16 protein-coding genes are annotated in these 15,469 nt (G+C 63.6%); 9 read left to right on the top strand and 7 right to left on the bottom strand.

Translation table 11 applies throughout. The annotated features are described in order from the left end of the window. The first annotated feature begins 93 nt into the window (after positions 1 to 93). On the top strand, positions 94 to 1,386 hold the full coding sequence (locus BM160_RS05155; protein WP_092001593.1) for a solute carrier family 23 protein: 1,293 nt from the start codon (positions 94 to 96) through the stop codon (positions 1,384 to 1,386). 16 nt (positions 1,387 to 1,402) lie between these two features. Here BM160_RS05155 and BM160_RS05150 read toward each other — a convergent pair whose 3' ends face one another. Continuing rightward, the gene (locus BM160_RS05150) at positions 1,403 to 1,747 is read right to left on the bottom strand and encodes a hypothetical protein (protein ID WP_092001590.1); all 345 of its coding nucleotides are present in this window, start codon (positions 1,745 to 1,747) and stop codon (positions 1,403 to 1,405) included. Between the two features lie 239 nt (positions 1,748 to 1,986). Here BM160_RS05150 and BM160_RS05145 point away from each other — a divergent pair, with 239 nt between their 5' ends. Both BM160_RS05145 and BM160_RS05140 read left to right on the top strand, forming a co-directional pair. After that, positions 1,987 to 2,409 carry a hotdog fold thioesterase gene (locus BM160_RS05145; protein WP_092001588.1) on the top strand — a complete coding sequence of 141 codons (423 nt, stop codon included), beginning with the start codon at positions 1,987 to 1,989 and terminating at the stop codon, positions 2,407 to 2,409. Positions 2,410 to 2,613: 204 nt separating this feature from the next. Beyond that, a complete protein-coding gene (locus BM160_RS05140; protein WP_092001585.1) occupies positions 2,614 to 4,131 on the top strand; it encodes an acetyl-CoA hydrolase/transferase family protein in 1,518 nt (505 codons plus the stop codon). Between the two features lie 134 nt (positions 4,132 to 4,265). Here BM160_RS05140 and BM160_RS05135 read toward each other — a convergent pair whose 3' ends face one another. Further along, entirely contained in the window at positions 4,266 to 5,576 is a 1,311-nt protein-coding gene (locus BM160_RS05135) for a glycine zipper domain-containing protein (RefSeq protein WP_092001582.1), read from the bottom strand. Between the two features lie 270 nt (positions 5,577 to 5,846). On the opposite strand from BM160_RS05135, the gene BM160_RS05130 reads away from it, so the two are divergent. Further along, the gene (locus tag BM160_RS05130) at positions 5,847 to 6,788 is read left to right on the top strand and encodes a CysB family HTH-type transcriptional regulator (RefSeq protein ID WP_092001578.1); all 942 of its coding nucleotides are present in this window, start codon (positions 5,847 to 5,849) and stop codon (positions 6,786 to 6,788) included. Here BM160_RS05130 and BM160_RS05125 read toward each other — a convergent pair. After that, the gene (locus BM160_RS05125) at positions 6,773 to 7,243 is read right to left on the bottom strand and encodes an Lrp/AsnC family transcriptional regulator (protein ID WP_092001573.1); all 471 of its coding nucleotides are present in this window, start codon (positions 7,241 to 7,243) and stop codon (positions 6,773 to 6,775) included. The two genes, BM160_RS05130 and BM160_RS05125, sit on opposite strands and share 16 nt — an antisense overlap. A 145-nt stretch (positions 7,244 to 7,388) precedes the next feature. On the opposite strand from BM160_RS05125, the gene BM160_RS05120 reads away from it, so the two are divergent. The 3 genes from BM160_RS05120 to BM160_RS05110 all read left to right on the top strand — a co-directional run bounded on the left by BM160_RS05120 (position 7,389) and on the right by BM160_RS05110 (position 10,174). Next, a complete protein-coding gene (locus BM160_RS05120) occupies positions 7,389 to 7,958 on the top strand; it encodes a cysteine dioxygenase family protein (RefSeq protein WP_092001570.1) in 570 nt (189 codons plus the stop codon). Positions 7,959 to 8,097: 139 nt separating this feature from the next. Next, positions 8,098 to 9,078: a Bug family tripartite tricarboxylate transporter substrate binding protein gene (locus BM160_RS05115; RefSeq protein WP_092001566.1), complete on the top strand. Its 981-nt coding sequence runs from the start codon at positions 8,098 to 8,100 to the stop codon at positions 9,076 to 9,078. A 22-nt stretch (positions 9,079 to 9,100) separates the two neighbouring features. Then, complete coding sequence (locus BM160_RS05110; protein ID WP_255368649.1) at positions 9,101 to 10,174, top strand: NAD/NADP octopine/nopaline dehydrogenase family protein; 1,074 nt, start codon at positions 9,101 to 9,103, stop codon at positions 10,172 to 10,174. Positions 10,175 to 10,177: 3 nt separating this feature from the next. Here BM160_RS05110 and BM160_RS05105 read toward each other — a convergent pair whose 3' ends face one another. Next, complete coding sequence (locus BM160_RS05105; RefSeq protein ID WP_092001560.1) at positions 10,178 to 10,747, bottom strand: cob(I)yrinic acid a,c-diamide adenosyltransferase; 570 nt, start codon at positions 10,745 to 10,747, stop codon at positions 10,178 to 10,180. A gap of 214 nt (positions 10,748 to 10,961) precedes the next feature. Between BM160_RS05105 and BM160_RS05100 the strand changes: the two genes are divergently transcribed. Both BM160_RS05100 and BM160_RS05095 read left to right on the top strand, forming a co-directional pair. Further along, positions 10,962 to 11,321 (top strand): EF-hand domain-containing protein, encoded by a 360-nt coding sequence (locus tag BM160_RS05100; RefSeq protein ID WP_092001557.1) that lies wholly within the window; start codon positions 10,962 to 10,964, stop codon positions 11,319 to 11,321. A 55-nt stretch (positions 11,322 to 11,376) separates the two neighbouring features. Continuing rightward, positions 11,377 to 12,798 carry an FAD-binding oxidoreductase gene (locus tag BM160_RS05095; RefSeq protein WP_092001554.1) on the top strand — a complete coding sequence of 474 codons (1,422 nt, stop codon included), beginning with the start codon at positions 11,377 to 11,379 and terminating at the stop codon, positions 12,796 to 12,798. A 243-nt stretch (positions 12,799 to 13,041) separates the two neighbouring features. Here BM160_RS05095 and BM160_RS05090 read toward each other — a convergent pair whose 3' ends face one another. From BM160_RS05090 to BM160_RS05080, 3 genes are all read right to left on the bottom strand, one after another. Beyond that, positions 13,042 to 13,977 (bottom strand): ParB/RepB/Spo0J family partition protein, encoded by a 936-nt coding sequence (locus tag BM160_RS05090; protein ID WP_092001551.1) that lies wholly within the window; start codon positions 13,975 to 13,977, stop codon positions 13,042 to 13,044. Positions 13,978 to 13,995: 18 nt separating this feature from the next. After that, complete coding sequence (locus BM160_RS05085; protein WP_092001548.1) at positions 13,996 to 14,592, bottom strand: RBBP9/YdeN family alpha/beta hydrolase; 597 nt, start codon at positions 14,590 to 14,592, stop codon at positions 13,996 to 13,998. A 90-nt stretch (positions 14,593 to 14,682) separates the two neighbouring features. Beyond that, positions 14,683 to 15,453, bottom strand: a complete 771-nt coding sequence (locus BM160_RS05080) for a ParA family protein (protein WP_092001545.1) — start codon at positions 15,451 to 15,453, stop codon at positions 14,683 to 14,685. Between the last annotated feature and the right edge of the window lie 16 nt (positions 15,454 to 15,469).

Genomic DNA, 15,469 nt, shown 5'->3' with positions numbered 1-15,469 from the left:
AGCAATGCTTGCAGCACCGACCTCGCGCATGGCGCTTGTGCCGGGCGCCCGTTACCCCTAGCATTGCCACACTTTTAAAAACAGGAGTGATGAATGGGCATGCTGGATTGGACGGAAAAAAGCAGCGCGGTGCTGCAACAAGGCGGGGTAATAGGACCTGATGAACGCCTGAGCTGGCCGCTGACCTCGGTCATGGGGGTACAGCATGTGATCGCCATGTTTGGCTCCACCGTGCTGGCGCCCCTGCTGATGGGGTTCGATCCCAACATCGCCATCCTGATGAGCGGCATAGGCACGTTGATCTTTTTCCTCATCACCGGCGGCAAGGTGCCCAGCTACCTGGGCTCCAGCTTTGCCTTCATAGGCGTGGTGATTGCCGCCACCGCCTACGCCGGCAAGGGCCCCAATGCCAACATCGGCGTGGCGCTGGGCGGCATCATCGCCTGCGGCGCGGTCTACACCTTGGTCGGCTTCATCGTGCAGGCGGTGGGCACCCAATGGATAGAGCGCTTCATGCCGCCCGTGGTCACCGGCGCCGTGGTGGCGGTGATAGGCCTGAACCTGGCCAGCATTCCGGTCAAGAACATGGCGGCCAGCAACTTTGATTCCTGGATGCAGGTGGTGACCTTTGTCAGCGTGGCGCTGGTCGCCGTGATGACGCGCGGCATGCTGCAGCGCCTCTTGATCCTGATCGGCCTGATCGTCGCCAGCATCATTTATGCGCTGCTGACCAACGGCCTGGGCTGGGGCAAGCCGATTGACGTGTCAGGCATCGCCAGCGCCGCCTGGGTCGGCCTGCCCGGCTTTACCGCGCCGGTGTTCACGGCCAACGCCATGCTGCTGATCGTGCCCGTGGTCATCATCCTGGTGGCGGAAAACCTCGGCCACATCAAGGCCGTGACGGCCATGACCGGCAAAAACCTGGACGTCTACATGGGCCGCGCCTTCATAGGCGATGGCGTGGCGACCATGGTTTCGGGCAGCGCCGGCGGCACCGGCGTCACCACCTACGCCGAGAACATCGGCGTGATGGCGGCCACCAAGATCTACTCCACCGCCGTCTTCGTGGTGGCGGCGCTGATTGCCGTGATGTTGGGCTTCAGCCCCAAGTTCGGCGCGCTGATCCAGGCGATTCCGCTGCCGGTGATGGGCGGCGTCAGCATCGTGGTGTTCGGCCTGATTGCGATTGCCGGCGCCAAGATCTGGGTCGCCAACAAGGTGGACTTCTCTGACAACAAAAACCTGCTGGTCGCTGCCATCACCCTGGTGCTGGGCACCGGCGACTTCACGCTGAAGTTCGGCCAGTTCGCGCTGGGCGGAATCGGTACCGCCACCTTCGGCGCCATCCTGCTTTACGCCTTGCTGAACCGCCCGGCCAAAAGCTAATCCCCTGAGCGGGGACTCACTTCGGTGATGAGGCTGCCTTGGCTTGCGCCAGGGCAGCCTTTGTTTTTTTCAGCTCTTTCTCCAGGCTGGCGCGCTCATCAATCTCCTGCTCCAACACCTGGTTGACCTGCGCCAGGTCCTCGGCCGAGGCCTGGATGCGGATTTCCAGCTGGTCCGTTTTCTGCAGCGCTTGCGCCACCTCACCAGTTTGCAATTGATCGGGAATTTCCTGCTTGAGCACGGTGTTGATCACCAGCAACTCGTCAGCCGATTGCGCTACGGTGTCTTTGACGGCTTCGTTCTGATCCAGCGCACGCTCCAAAGGCGTGACGGCGGGTGAGACAGGCGGCTTTGAGGGCATGGCGGTCATTTGAAAAAGAGCGTGTCCTTCTGGGTAAAAAGACCGGGACTAGCCCGGCGAGCGGTGTGAGAAAGCCTTTTTCACTATATTTCGCGTCAATATACTCCCGCCCCCGCAGGGTGCCAAGCCCCAGTCGGCCAGCGGGCTCAAGCGGCGGCGGCCCGCGCCGTCCCCGCCAGCGTTGGGAGCGATGGCCTTGCTTTTATAGTGGGAACATTGACACCTCCGAAAGAATCGCCATGCGTATCTGGAAGCAAGCCATCTCCGTCGAACAACTCACCGCCCTCTCGCTCGACACGGCGGTGGCGCACCTGGGCATTGAATTCCTGGAAGTGGGCGACGACTTCATCCGCGCCCGCGTGCCGGTGGACTCGCGCACCGTCCAGCCCTACCGCCTGCTGCACGGCGGCGTGTCGGTGACGCTGGCCGAAACCCTGGGCTCCTGCGGCGCGGCCTTCACGGTGCCCGAAGGCCACCGCACGGTCGGGCTGGACATCAATGCCAACCACCTCAAGGGCACGACCAGCGGCTGGGTCACCGGCATCACGCGCCCGGTGCATCTGGGCCGCAGCACCCAGGTCTGGACGATAGAGCTGCGCAACGACGCCGGCGAGCTGACCTGCGTGTCGCGCATCACCATGGCCGTGCTGGCCCCCAAATAAACATCAGTTCAGCATGAAATAGGCCGTTAGCGCTTATCGGTCATACGACAAAAGCTATTAATTTGATAGCAAAATTCAAGATGACCGTTGATACCGCCTTATTTTGTACAAAGGGTTTACCCTTGGATTGATCGCGCTGGCTGCTAAGATTTGGGGCTTCAGTCGTGCGCAAACGCGCCGTCGCTTCCTTCGGAGCCCTCCCTGATGTCCATCGCTGACCGTGTGCGCCACCCTGCCCTGAAATCCCGAATCATGTCGGCCGAGGCCGCCGCCGCGCTGATTCCCGCTGGCGCCAATGTCGGCATGAGCGGCTTTACCGGCGCCGGCTATCCCAAGGCCGTGCCGCAGGCGCTGGCCAAGCGCATAGAGGGCCTGCATGCCGCCGGTGAAGAGTTCCGCATCAGCATCTGGACCGGCGCTTCCACCGCGCCCGAACTGGATGGTGCGCTGGCCCAGGTCGATGGCATAGAAATGCGCCTGCCCTTTCAGTCCGACCCGATCTGCCGCCAGAAAATCAATTCCGGCCAGATGCATTTCAGCGACATGCACCTCTCGCATGTGGCCCAGCATGCCTGGTTCGGCTTTTTGGGCCACCTCGACGTGGCGGTGATCGAAGTGGTCGGCATACTGCCCGATGGCCGACTCATCCCCTCCATGGCGGTGGGCAACAACAAGACCTGGCTGGACCTGGCCGACAAGGTCATCATCGAAGTCAACACCATGCAACCCGAGGCCCTGGAAGGCATGCACGACATCTATTACGGCACCGACCTGCCGCCCCATCGCAAGCCGATTCCGCTGCTGCAGCCCGATGACCGCATTGGTGAGCCTTATCTGCGCTGCGACCCCGACAAGATCGTTGCCATCGTGGCGGCCCACCAGTCCGACCGCAACTCCAGCTTTGCCGCGCCCGACGACAACTCGCAGCGCATCGCCGGCCACATCATCGAGTTCCTGCAGGGCGAGGTGAAAAAGGGCCGGCTGCCCGAAAACCTGCTGCCGCTGCAGTCCGGCGTGGGCAATGTCGCCAATGCCGTGCTGGCCGGTCTGAACAACGGCCCCTTCAACCAGCTGACCGGTTTCACCGAGGTGCTGCAAGACGGCATGCTGGACCTGCTGCGCTCAGGCAAGATGACATCGGCCTCGGCCACCTCTATCTCGCTCAGCAGTCAGGCGCTGGCCGACTTCAACGCCAACATTGATTTTTACCGCCAGCGCATCGTGCTGCGCACCCAGGAAATCAGCAACCACCCCGAGCTGGTGCGGCGCCTGGGCATCATCGCCATGAACGCCATGATCGAGGCCGACCTCTACGGCAACGTCAATTCCACCCACACCATGGGTTCCAACATGATGAACGGCATAGGCGGCTCGGGCGACTATGCGCGCAACGGCTATCTATCTTTCTTCGTCACGCCCTCGGTGGCCAAGGGCGGCAGCATCTCCTGCATAGTCCCCATGGTCTCGCATGTGGATCACACCGAGCACGACGTGCAAATCATCGTCACCGAACAAGGCCTGGCCGACCTGCGCGGCCTGTCGCCACGCCAGCGCGCCAAGCTCATCATCGAGAACTGCGCGCACCCGGACTTCAAGGGCGCCCTGCTCGACTACACAGCACGCGCCTGGGACCACGGCCCGGGCCGCCACACGCCGCATTTGCTGGATGAAGCCTTGAGCTGGCACCAGCGCTACGTCAAGACCGGCGACATGCGGGCCTGAGGCTGGTGCCGAAATAAGAGCAAAAAGTGGCCCTAGCCCAATCAGGGAAAGCGCTAGCAGCTATAAAAACAGAAGCAGTCTGAGCGCACACCACCGCTTGCGCCGCCGAGCTGCGAATCAACCCCTGGGCGGCCTTATCTGTCTGGCGCCGTACTGCTTTTGCGATCGGGCTGCGGGCTGAAAATCCTGCCCAGCGTGGCCCCGACGCGGGCGCCAATGGCGGTACCCACCCCCGGCAGCACGGCGGTGCCCACTGCGGCGCCCATCAGCACACCTCTTGGGACGGAAAAGCTGACCTTGTCCAGCGGGCCGCTGACCTGCAGCGGCACGCCGACCAGCCCATCGACCAGGTCCACCGCAAACTCGGCCTCGATCTGCCGATTGGCCAAGCGCGCCTTGCCCGAAATGCTCAGCGCGCCCGAGCTGGCCTTGAGCTTGCTGTAGCTGAGCACCATGCCTTGCGCGGTGTTTTGCGTGTCGAGTTGTCCCGTCACCGAATCGAGCGTGGTCTGCCCGGCGTACTCCTTGCCCGCGCTGCGAACCGTCTTGTCCAGGTCAAAGCGCAGCAAGGTGGCGCGGCCCATGGTGAAGGCGGTTTGGCTGTGCAGCGACTGCGCCAACTCGCTCACATTGCTGCCCTGGGCCGACAGCACGGTGCTGCCCGAAACCTTGCCCGCCACGACAGAATGACGGTTAAAGGCGGCCAGCGCACCGGCGACCTCGATCTCGCGTGGCTGCAGCTTGCCCTGCAGCTGCAGCTGCCCCTTGGCGCTGGTCTGCAACTGCAGCTCGCCGTGCGCCGTGCCCCCGCCGGCGTTGATGCGCAGGTCCCAGCGGTCCTCTTTGTCCTGGCCGCTCTGGCCTTTTCGGCTTAGCGTCAGGTCCATGACGGGTTTGAAATCGGGGCGGCGCAACTGGGCCTGGCGCGGCCGCCAGCCGGGGTCAAAGTCCACCTCGCCGTCGTAGCTCACCGCGATGCCGTTGCGCGAGATCCAGCGCACATCGCGAAACACGAAACGCGCCAGCGGCAGCGCATCGGCGAGCAGCCCGCCCGGCATGGGCGCGTCGGCTTGAGCCTCAGCTTGGGTCCCCAGTTTGCCCAATGACAGCTGCGGCACCACGGCGCCCACCAGTTCGGCATGGTCGATCTTCAGCCGGCCTTGCCACAGCGCCAGCAGATCCGGCTCAAGCCTGAGCTTTTGCAGCGTGATGGGCTGGGGCTGCGCCGTGACAACGTTTTCAAGCACCAGCGCGGGCAAAGGCAGCAGCCGCCAGTGCAGCGTGCCCACGGTGACAGGCACGCCGAGCAGGCTTTCCAGCGCCGTCGCCGTACGCCGGGCCAGTTCCTCGTCGGACGGGATCAGGCTTGCAACGACGCCCCAGAGCAATGCCAGCAGGCCGGCAAACAGGCCCAAGCCCACCAGCCATTTAGGGCCGCGTGTCATAACGGATTCGCTTTCATGTTTATGTCACCCCAGTCTATGCCAGCACCGCCTTGACGCCGGCGCGACAGGCGGCCTATCGGCTGTAGGCGGCAACCGTTTGGTGGAGGCGATAGCTGCATCCTGACAAGCCATCGCCTGAAAGTGTCCGCCTTGCTTCGGATGTTTTAGGCATTTCAAAACAACAAAACAGTTGTTCCAGAAATAAGGTGCGCTGCCCACAATCCGGTGTTTCGACTCTTGCGATCACCGTGCGTTTCGCACCCCGCCACCATGAACTTTCAGCAATTGCGCTCCGTGCGCGAGGCCGTGCGATGCAACTTCAACCTCACCGACGTGGCCCAAGCGCTGCACACCTCGCAGCCCGGCGTGAGCCGGCAAATCCGTGAGCTGGAAGAAGAGCTGGGCATAGAGCTGTTTGTGCGCGCCGGCAAACGCCTGACCGGCCTGACCGAACCGGGCGCCCATGTGCTGCCCATCGTCGAGCGCCTGCTGCTGGAAAGCCGCAACCTGAAGAAAGCCGGCCAGGAGTTCATGGCGCAGCAAAACGGCCGGCTGTCCATAGCCGCCACGCACTCGCAGGCGCGCTATGCGCTGCCGCCGGCGGTGCAGGAATTTCGCAGCCAGTTTCCCCAGGTGAAACTGCATTTGCACCAGGGCTCGCCCAAGCAGGTGGCCGACATGCTGCTATCGGGCGAGGTCGATGTCGGCATCGCCACCGAGGCCCTCAACGACTATCCCGAGCTGGTGACCCTGCCCTGCTACCGCTGGACCCATTCGGTGATAGTCCCGCCCGGCCACCCGCTGCTGGACGGCCCGCTGACGCTGGAAAACCTGGCGCGCTATCCGCTGATCACCTACGACAACGGCTTTACCGGCCGCAGCCACATCGACGAGGCCTTCAGCCAGCGCCGGCTAGCGCCCAACATCGTGCTGACGGCCATGGACGCCGACGTCATCAAGACCTATGTGCAGTTGGGCATGGGCGTGGGCATAGTGGCGTCCATCGCCTACGAGGCCGAGCGCGACACGGCCCTGTGCGCGCTCGACGCCGGCGCCCTCTTCGGCATCAACCTGACCAAGCTGGCGCTGCGGCGCGGCGGCTATCTGCGCGGCTATGTCTATGCCTTCATCACCTCCTTCGCCCCCACGCTGAACCGCGCCAGCATAGAGAAAGCCCTGAGCGATGCGCCGGATGCTCAGGCGGTGGCGTAGCCCAGCGGCAGCTGGGTGGTGTATTTGATCTGCTCCATGGCAAAGCTGGAGCTCACATCGCCCAGGTCGGCGCCGTTGATCAGCCGCTTGTAGACGCGGTCATAGGCGGCGATGTCGGGCACCACCACGCGCAAGAGGTAATCGGTCTGCCCGGCCATGCGGTAGAACTCCATCACCTCAGGAATCGACGACACCAGCTGGTGAAAGGCTTGCAGCCACTCGACGTTGTGGTGGCTGGTGCGCACCGAGACGAACACGGTGACGCCGACATTGAGGCGCTGCGCGTCCAGCAAGGCCACCCGCTTGCGGATCAGGCCCTGGGCTTCCAGGCGCTGGATGCGGCGCCAGCAGGGCGTGGCGCTCAGGCCTATGCGGCTGGCGAGTTCGGCCACCGGCACGGTGGCGTCTTGCTGCAAGGCCTCGAGGATGGCCTGGTCAAACTTGTCTAAGGTCATTTGAAATAATTTACCAATTAATAGCCATATTCTGGCAGTTCATGCCCTCTTGTCTCAATTTATTGGTTTAGTTAGCAATATTTTTCCCGTATCAGAAGCCTAAACTGGTTTCATGAATCCGCACGATATTCGGTAAGGACTAAACATGACCTCGCTTGCTCTCGAATCCTTCGTCTCCAAAGCCATGGAGCACACGCGCCATCTCTGCGAGCCTGCCGACTGCGTGCTGGCGCTGGCCCCATTGATGCTCGACCTCATGGACCAGGCCAAGACGTTTCTTGAACCGCAGCACTATAGAAGCGACCCTGAGCACTACGCCCGCAATCTCGTCTACGAGGCACCGGATGCCAGCCTCTCGCTCTACGCCCTGGTGTGGTCGCCGGGACAATGGACGCCGGTACACGACCACGGCAGCTGGGGTGTCGTCGGCGTCCTGGAGGGCGTGCTGGAGGAACGCAACTACGTGCGCCTGTCACCCAGTAACGGGGCCAATGAAGGCATTGATCTTGTGCGTGGCGGCGTCTTCCTGTTGGGGAACGGCACAGTCACGAGCTTTGTGCCCAACCCCGACCACATCCACGTCACCGGCGTGCCATCGGACAGGCCGCGCGCCGTGAGCCTGCATCTTTACGGCCGAACCATGAACAGCTTCAATACCTATGACGTTTCTGCAGGTACACGCCAGCGTGTCAACGTCGCGCACAACGAAAGTTGAAGCGAGTCCACGGGGACGCTATCAAGCGCACGCCGTCGCCGGGACAACGCACCGGCAGGGCGCCTGACAAGGCCTGCGCGCACAGATCCATCCAGCATAATCAATCCGATCTCTTTACTGCTTGTTTCACGGAGTCCTGATGAAATTTCGCTACGCCCCGCTTGCCCTCGTCGCCGCTCTGGCGCTTTCCCTGACCGCCGCCTCGGCCCAGACACCGACCGCCGATGCCAAGGCGCTGCACATCGTGATCCCGTTCACGGTGGGCGGCGCACAAGATGCCATAGGACGCTACCTGGGCAACAAGCTGGCGACCCGCCTGGGCGTACCGGTAATCATCGACAACAAGGCCGGCGCCGGTGGCGTGATCGCCGCCGATGCCGTGGCCAAGTCGCTGCCGGACGGCAACACGCTGCTGCTGGCCACCGGCGGTGCCATCAGCATCGCGCCCCACCTCAACCCCAAGCTGCCCTATGACGTGAAGCGCGACTTCACCGCCGTGGCCATGCTGGCCGACACCCCCATGACGCTGGGCGTGCGCAGCCAAAGCCCCTATACCAGCGTGGCCGACGTGTTGCGCGACGCCAAGGCCAGGCCAGGCCAGGTGACCTTTGCCTCCACCGGCAACGGCACGGTCTCCCACCTCACCGGCGAGCTGTTTGCCCAGACCGCCGGCGTGCAACTGCTGCATGTGCCCTACCGCGGCGCGGGTCCGGCCATGACCGACCTGCTGGGCGGCCAGGTAGCGCTGGTGGTGACCAGCGCCACCTCCATAGACCCCATGGTGGAAGGCGGCAAGGCCCGCGTGCTGGCCAGCTTTACCAGCGGCCGCATGCCCACCTTGCGCGGCGCGCCCACCATGAACGAGGCGGCCGGCATCAAGGGCCTGGAAGTGCCGGTATGGGTAGGCCTGCTGGCCCCCAGCAAAACGCCTGCGGCGCAGGTGGAAAAACTGTCCGCCGAGATCCTGGCCATCTGCAACATGCCCGAGACCAGGGCGCACTTCAGGGCGGTGGGCGCTGTGCCCACCTGCGGCGGCAGCAAGGAACTGGCCAAGGTCGTGACGGATGACTTGCAGCGCTGGAGCAAGGTGATCCGCCAAGGCAATATCAAGGCGGAATGAGAAAGATCACAACAGGATGACCATGAAGACGAAGATGAAAGTAGGAATTGCCGGCACCGGCGGCATCGGTTTTGCCAACGCCGCCTGGCTGGCGCATGCCGGACATGCGGTGAGCGTCTGGTCGCCCGGCGGCCTGGGCGCGGAAGGCTTGCGCAAGGCGCCGCTGCGGGCTTCGGGCGTGCTGGAAACCGAAGTTAGCGTGCAGGTGGCCGACAGCGCCCAGGCCCTGGTAAAAGGCGCAGACGTGCTGCTGCTGGCGGTACCGGTCAACGGCCACCGCGCCGTCATGGACCGGCTGCTGCCCCATTTGCGCGATGGGCAAACCGTCATCGTCAGCTCCATGAGTTCGCTGTCGGCGCTATACCTCGCCGAGGGCGCCAAAGCACTGGGTCGCGACATCACCGTGGCCAGCTTCGGCACCACGGTGCTGACGGCGCGACGCAGCGCACCGGACGCCGTGCGCATCATGACGCGGCGCGCCGAACTGGGCGTTTCGGCCCTGCCGCAGGCGCGCACCGAGGCGATGGTGGCGCTATGCCGCGAGCTTTTTGGCGAGGGCTTTAGCGCCCAAGACAATGCCCTTGCCAGCGCGCTGACCAACATCAACCCGGCGGCGCACGGCCCGCTGGCCTTGTTCAACTGGACGCGCATAGAGCGTGCAGAGAACTGGCCGCAGTACCACTACATGACGCCGCAAGTGGCGGCCGTGATCGAGAAACTCGATGCGGAACGGCTGGCGCTGGCACAAGCCTTTGGACTGACGGTGCGCACCATAGAGCGGCACTTCGCCCAGTCGTTTTCCACCAAATCGGAAAAGCTGTCCGAGATTGCGGCCGAGCTGCATGCCGCGCGCGGCGGCCCGCCCGGCCCCACCGACACGGCGACCCGCTTCCTGGCCGAGGATGTGCCCTTCGGCCTGGTCTTCTGTGCCGCGCTAGGCCGTGTCGCCGGCCTGCCCATGCCGGCCACCGACACCATTGTGGCCACCGCGTCGCTCATCACCGGGCGTGACTTCGCAGCCGAAAACGACTTGATAGAGCCCCTCAAGCTGCGCGATGAGACGGTCGCCGGACTGCTGAAACGGGTCGACCTTTAGGACTTAGGACTCGGAAGCAGCGCGCGCCATGCGCTCGCTCTTCCAGTAGACGTCGTCACCGCCGTTCATGCGGTTGAGCACGCGCGACAGCACAAACATCAGGTCGCTCAGGCGGTTGAGGTACTGGCGCGGCGTTTCTTTCAGCGGCTCGGCCGCGCCCAGCGCCACCACGGCGCGTTCGGCGCGGCGCGCCACGGTGCGGCAGACATGGGCTTGTGAGGCGGCGCGGTTGCCGGCCGGCAAAATGAACTCGGCCAGGCGCGGCAGCTGGGCATTGTGTTCCGCCAACGCCGCATCGAGCAGCGCCACGGCTTCGGGCTTGAGCAACTCAAAGCCCGGAATCGACAACTCGCCGCCCAGATTGAAGAGCTGGTGCTGCACCTCGACCAGCAGCTCGCGCACGCCGGCTGGCAACTCTTCGCACAGCAGCAAGCCGATGTGCGAGTTCAGTTCATCGACATCGCCCATGGCATGCACGCGCAAGCTGTCTTTGGAGACGCGGGTGTTGTCGCCCAGCCCGGTGGTGCCGTTATCGCCGGTGCGGGTGGCTATTTGTGAAAGTCTGTTGGCCATGTGCTGAGGTGCGCTGGGCGCGTTATGTGAAAGTGAATCAATGGTCTTGCCACCTGAATTCATCCCTTCGCACAGACGTTACGCCAGGCAAAAGAATGTTTCGTCATAAGCCCTCGTGTGAGTGAGGCAACACCCTGCAAAACTGCTGGCAGATCACCGCCTGCTGAGTTGCAATGGGCGCCTTGTTCCATCTTGAGAGAGCCACATGCGCGTAATGACGACCGTGAAAAAACATTCTATGCCCAAGCTTGATGCGCGCAGCCTGCTGCTATTGACCGGGCTGTTGCTGGGCGCCTGCCTAGGCGCCCGGGCCCAGCCTCCCGCCAGCCCCGACACACAAGCCGCGCAACTGACGGCAACCAGCACCAAAGACGGTATTCCGCACAACCAGACCAGTGCCAAGGACCTGGACGCCGCCTTCAACCGCGCCGACCAGAACCGGGATGGCAGACTGAGCCGCCAGGAGACCGAGCACTTCCCGGCCGTCGTGCAGCGCTTCGATCAGATCGACGCCAACCACGACAATTTCATCTCGCGCGAGGAGCTCAACCGGGCCGCAGGCTCTAGCTATTAAGCCTGGGGGCTACGCCCACAGGCCGTAAACTGTGTCTCCGATCCCGGAGACACACATGAACGCCCCCCTAGCCGAACACCTGCTGCCCGAAATCCATCAGCGCGAGACCCCTGCGGCGCTGATTGACGCCCTTAAAACCCGCTTTGCCGAGCGTTGCTCCACCGCGCTGGTGGTGCGCGAGCAGCATGGCCGCGACGAGTCCTCGTTTGCCGCGCCGCCGCCGGCCGCTGTGATCTTTGCCGAAAACACGGCTGATGTCGCCGATGCCGTGAAGCTGGCCAGCGAGTACGGCGTGCCCGTCATTCCCTTTGGCGTCGGCAGCTCGCTTGAAGGTCATTTGCTGGCCGTGCAGGGCGGCATCAGCATTGATGTGAGCCGCATGAATCAGGTGCTGCATATCAACGCCGAAGACCTGACCGTGACGGTGCAGCCCGGCGTGACGCGCAAGCAGCTCAACGAAGAAATCAAAAGCACTGGCCTGTTCTTCCCTATAGACCCCGGCGCCGACGCGACCCTGGGCGGCATGAGCGCGACCCGCGCCAGCGGCACCAACGCCGTGCGTTACGGCACCATGCGTGAAAACGTGCTGGCACTGGAAGTCGTCACCGCCAGCGGCGAGGTGATACGCACCGGTACGCGCGCCAAGAAATCATCGGCTGGTTACGACCTGACGCGCCTGCTGGTGGGCAGCGAAGGCACGCTGGGTGTGATCACCGAGGTCACGGTGAAGCTCTATCCCTTGCCCGAAGCCATCTCGGCCGCAATCTGTTCCTTTCCCAGCATTGAAGCGGCGGTGCGCACCACCATAGAAACCATACAGCTCGGCGTGCCGATTGCCCGTGTCGAACTGATAGACGCCAACACCGTGCGCATGGTCAACGCTCACAGCAAGCTAGGCCTGCGCGAGGAGCCCATGCTGTTGATGGAGTTCCACGGCTCACCCGCCGGCGTGAAGGAACAGGCCGAGCTGGTGCAGGAACTGGCCAGCGGCCACGGCGGCCAGGCCTTTGAATGGGCCAGCACACCGGAAGAGCGCACCCGACTCTGGACGGCGCGCCACAACGCCTATTTCGCCGCCATCCAGAGCAAGCCCGGCTGCCGCGCCATTTCCACCGACACCTGCGTGCCGATTTCGCGCCTGGCCGACTGCCTGCTGGAATCAGTGGCCGAGGCCGATGCCAGCGGCATTCCCTACTTCCTGGTCGGCCATGTGGGCGACGGCAATTTTCACTTTGGCTACCTGATAGATCCCGCCAAGCCCGAGGAGCGTGAAACCGCCGAAGCCCTGAACCACAAGCTGGTGGCCCGCGCCCTGGCGCTTGAAGGCACTTGCACCGGCGAACACGGCGTGGGCCTGCACAAAATGGACTTCCTGGTGACCGAGACTGGCGCTGGTGCGGTGGCCATGATGCGCAGCATCAAGCGCGCACTGGACCCCAAGAACATCATGAATCCGGGCAAGATATTTACGCTGTAAGCCGCTTGAAGTTGCCGAAGGCGTGGCCCACGCACTGCGCCATATAAAAGAGCACGCCATGGCGTGCTCTTTTATTGCCTGTTGCGGCCCACGCAGTAAGTCACCTTGGGGCCGCTTTAAACCAGGCTGTGGGGCGTTTTCTGGCTTGCGCCAGCCCCCCTACCACTACCGAGCAACACAGAGAGCCCCAAGGCGCGTCAAGCCGTCTGCGCCTGGCTTTTGCAACTGCGTATGACTTGGTCCTTAGCCGCGCAGCCGCTCTATCAGCCCATTAAGCTCGTCCATGGACCCGAACTGTATCGCCAGCTCGCCCATGTCTTCGCGCCGGCCATTGCGTTTGACCTGCTTTTTGATGCGGACTTCCACCTCGGCCATCAGCAGGTCGGCCAGCTCTTCCTCGACGCGGCGGGTGTCGCGCGATTTTTCCTTGGCCACTTTTTGCGGCTTCAGCGAGAACTCGACATCGAGCTTTTTGACCAGGCTTTCGGCCTCGCGCACCGACATCTTTTTGGCCGCGATCTGGTTGGCCGCGGTGATTTGCGTGGCCCGGTCCAGCGCCAGCAAGGCGCGCGCATGGCCCATATCAATGTCGCCGGCCATCAGCATGGTCTGCACCGGGTCGGCCAGGTTGAGCAGGCGCAACAGGTTGGAAGCGGCGCTGCGCGAGCGTCCCACGGCCTGCGCCGCCAGCTCGTGCGTGAGCCCAAACTCCTTCACCAGGCGCTGCAGGCCTTGCGCCTCTTCCAGCGGATTGAGGTCTTCGCGCTGGATGTTTTCTATCAGCGCCATGGCCGCGGCCGACTCGTCGGGCACGTCGCGCACCAGCACCGGTACGCTGTCCAGGCCGGCCAGCTTGGCGGCGCGGAAACGCCTCTCGCCGGCGATGATCTCGTACTTGCCGTCGTGGGCGCCATGGTTCAGGCGCCTGACCAGGATGGGCTGCATGATGCCCTGCGCCTTGATGGACTCGGCCAGCTCGTAGAGCGCGCCCTCGTCCATGCGGGTGCGCGGCTGGTACTGGCCGGCCACCATGTCAACCAGGCGCAAGGAGGCCGGCAAACCGGGACTGGTGCCGCTGCCGTTGCCTTGGCTGCCGTCGGCCTCGACGGTTTCGCTGACTTTGGGACCTAGCAGGGCTTCCAGGCCGCGGCCCAATCCCTTGGGTTTTTTGGTGACCATATCTTTTCTTGTCTTTCTTTAAAGCGAGGAGGCGCTGAGGCTGCCGGGCATAGCACTGGCAGCGTCATCACGAATTAGTTGCAGCAAGCGCTCGTGGGCCGCGGGCCAGTCGCCCAGGCCGCTTTCGGCGTTGAGGTGGCCGCGCGGGCCGGCATCTATCAGCTCGGCGCCCCAGGCGGCAGCAAAGCGGCTGGCCCGCTCGGGGGCGCAGAACGGGTCGTCGCTGCTGGCATAGACCACGCTCTTGAAGGTCAGTGGCTGCAAGGGCATGGGCGCCCAACTGGGCAGCAGCTGACGCACATCGTCACGCTCCACATCGGGCGGTGCCACCAGCAGCGCCGCCTTGACGCGGTGGGTGTTTTTCGAGTGCGCGGCCCAGGCCGCCACATGCACGCAGCCCAGGCTGTGCGCCACCAGCACGACGGGGCCGTGGCGCGCCACGTCGCGCGCCAGCAGCACGTCCTCCAGCCGGGCGATCCAGTCGCCACGCAGCGGCCGCATCCAGTCGTGCTGCTCCACACGGGTGTAGCCCTGGGCGCGCTCCCAGCGGCTTTGCCAGTGATCGACGTCGCTGTTTTGCCAGCCGGGAAGAATCAGGACTTTGTCTGCGTGCATCAGGTCAATTCATTGATTTGCTATGTTTTTAATAGCTGGTTGCGCCCGTCATCTATGGGCTGGAGGGCTATTTCATCAAAAACCAGCGATTTACATGGTTTTGATGCGCTCCACCATCTCCTGGGCAAAGGCCACAAAGGCCTGTGCGCCCTTGGAAGAGGGGTCAAAAATCACGCCGGGCAAGCCATAGCTGGGCGCCTCGGCCAGGCGCACATTGCGCGGGATCAGGGTGTTGAACACCTTGTCGCCGAAATGCCCCTTGAGCTGCTCGCTGACCTGCTGCTGCAGCGTGATGCGCGGATCGAACATCACGCGCAACAAGCCGATGATCTGCAAGTCCTTGTTCAGATTGGCGTGCACCTGCTTGATGGTGTTGACCAGATCGGTCACGCCTTCGAGCGCGAAGTACTCGCACTGCATGGGCACCACCACGCCATGCGCCGCGCACAGGCCGTTTAACGTCAGCATGCTCAACGAAGGCGGGCAATCGATCAGGACGAAGTCATAGTCTTTCTCGACGGCAGCCAAGGCCTGCTTGAGGCGCTTTTCGCGCCGCTCCAGCCCGACCAGCTCGATCTCGGCGCCGGCCAGCTCGCGGTTGGCGCCCAGCACGTCGTAGCCGCATTTTTCGCTGCGCACGCGCGCCTCGGCAATGCTGGAGGACTCCAGCAGCACGTCGTAGACCGAGAGCTCAAGCTTGCGCTTATCCACCCCCGAACCCATGGTGGCATTGCCCTGCGGGTCCAGATCTATCATCAGCACGCGCTGGCCGACCTGGGCCAGACCGGCCGACAGGTTGACTGTGGTGGTGGTCTTGCCCACCCCGCCCTTTTGATTGGCAATGCAGAATATTTTGGCCATGTGGTGTGTGAAGGGC

The organism is Polaromonas sp. OV174 (assembly GCF_900112285.1).
In the GTDB taxonomy this organism is placed as follows: Bacteria; Pseudomonadota; Gammaproteobacteria; order Burkholderiales; family Burkholderiaceae_C; genus Polaromonas.
The sequence above is the reverse complement of the archived record's forward strand: the minus strand, read 5'-3'. Positions and strand labels throughout refer to the sequence as shown.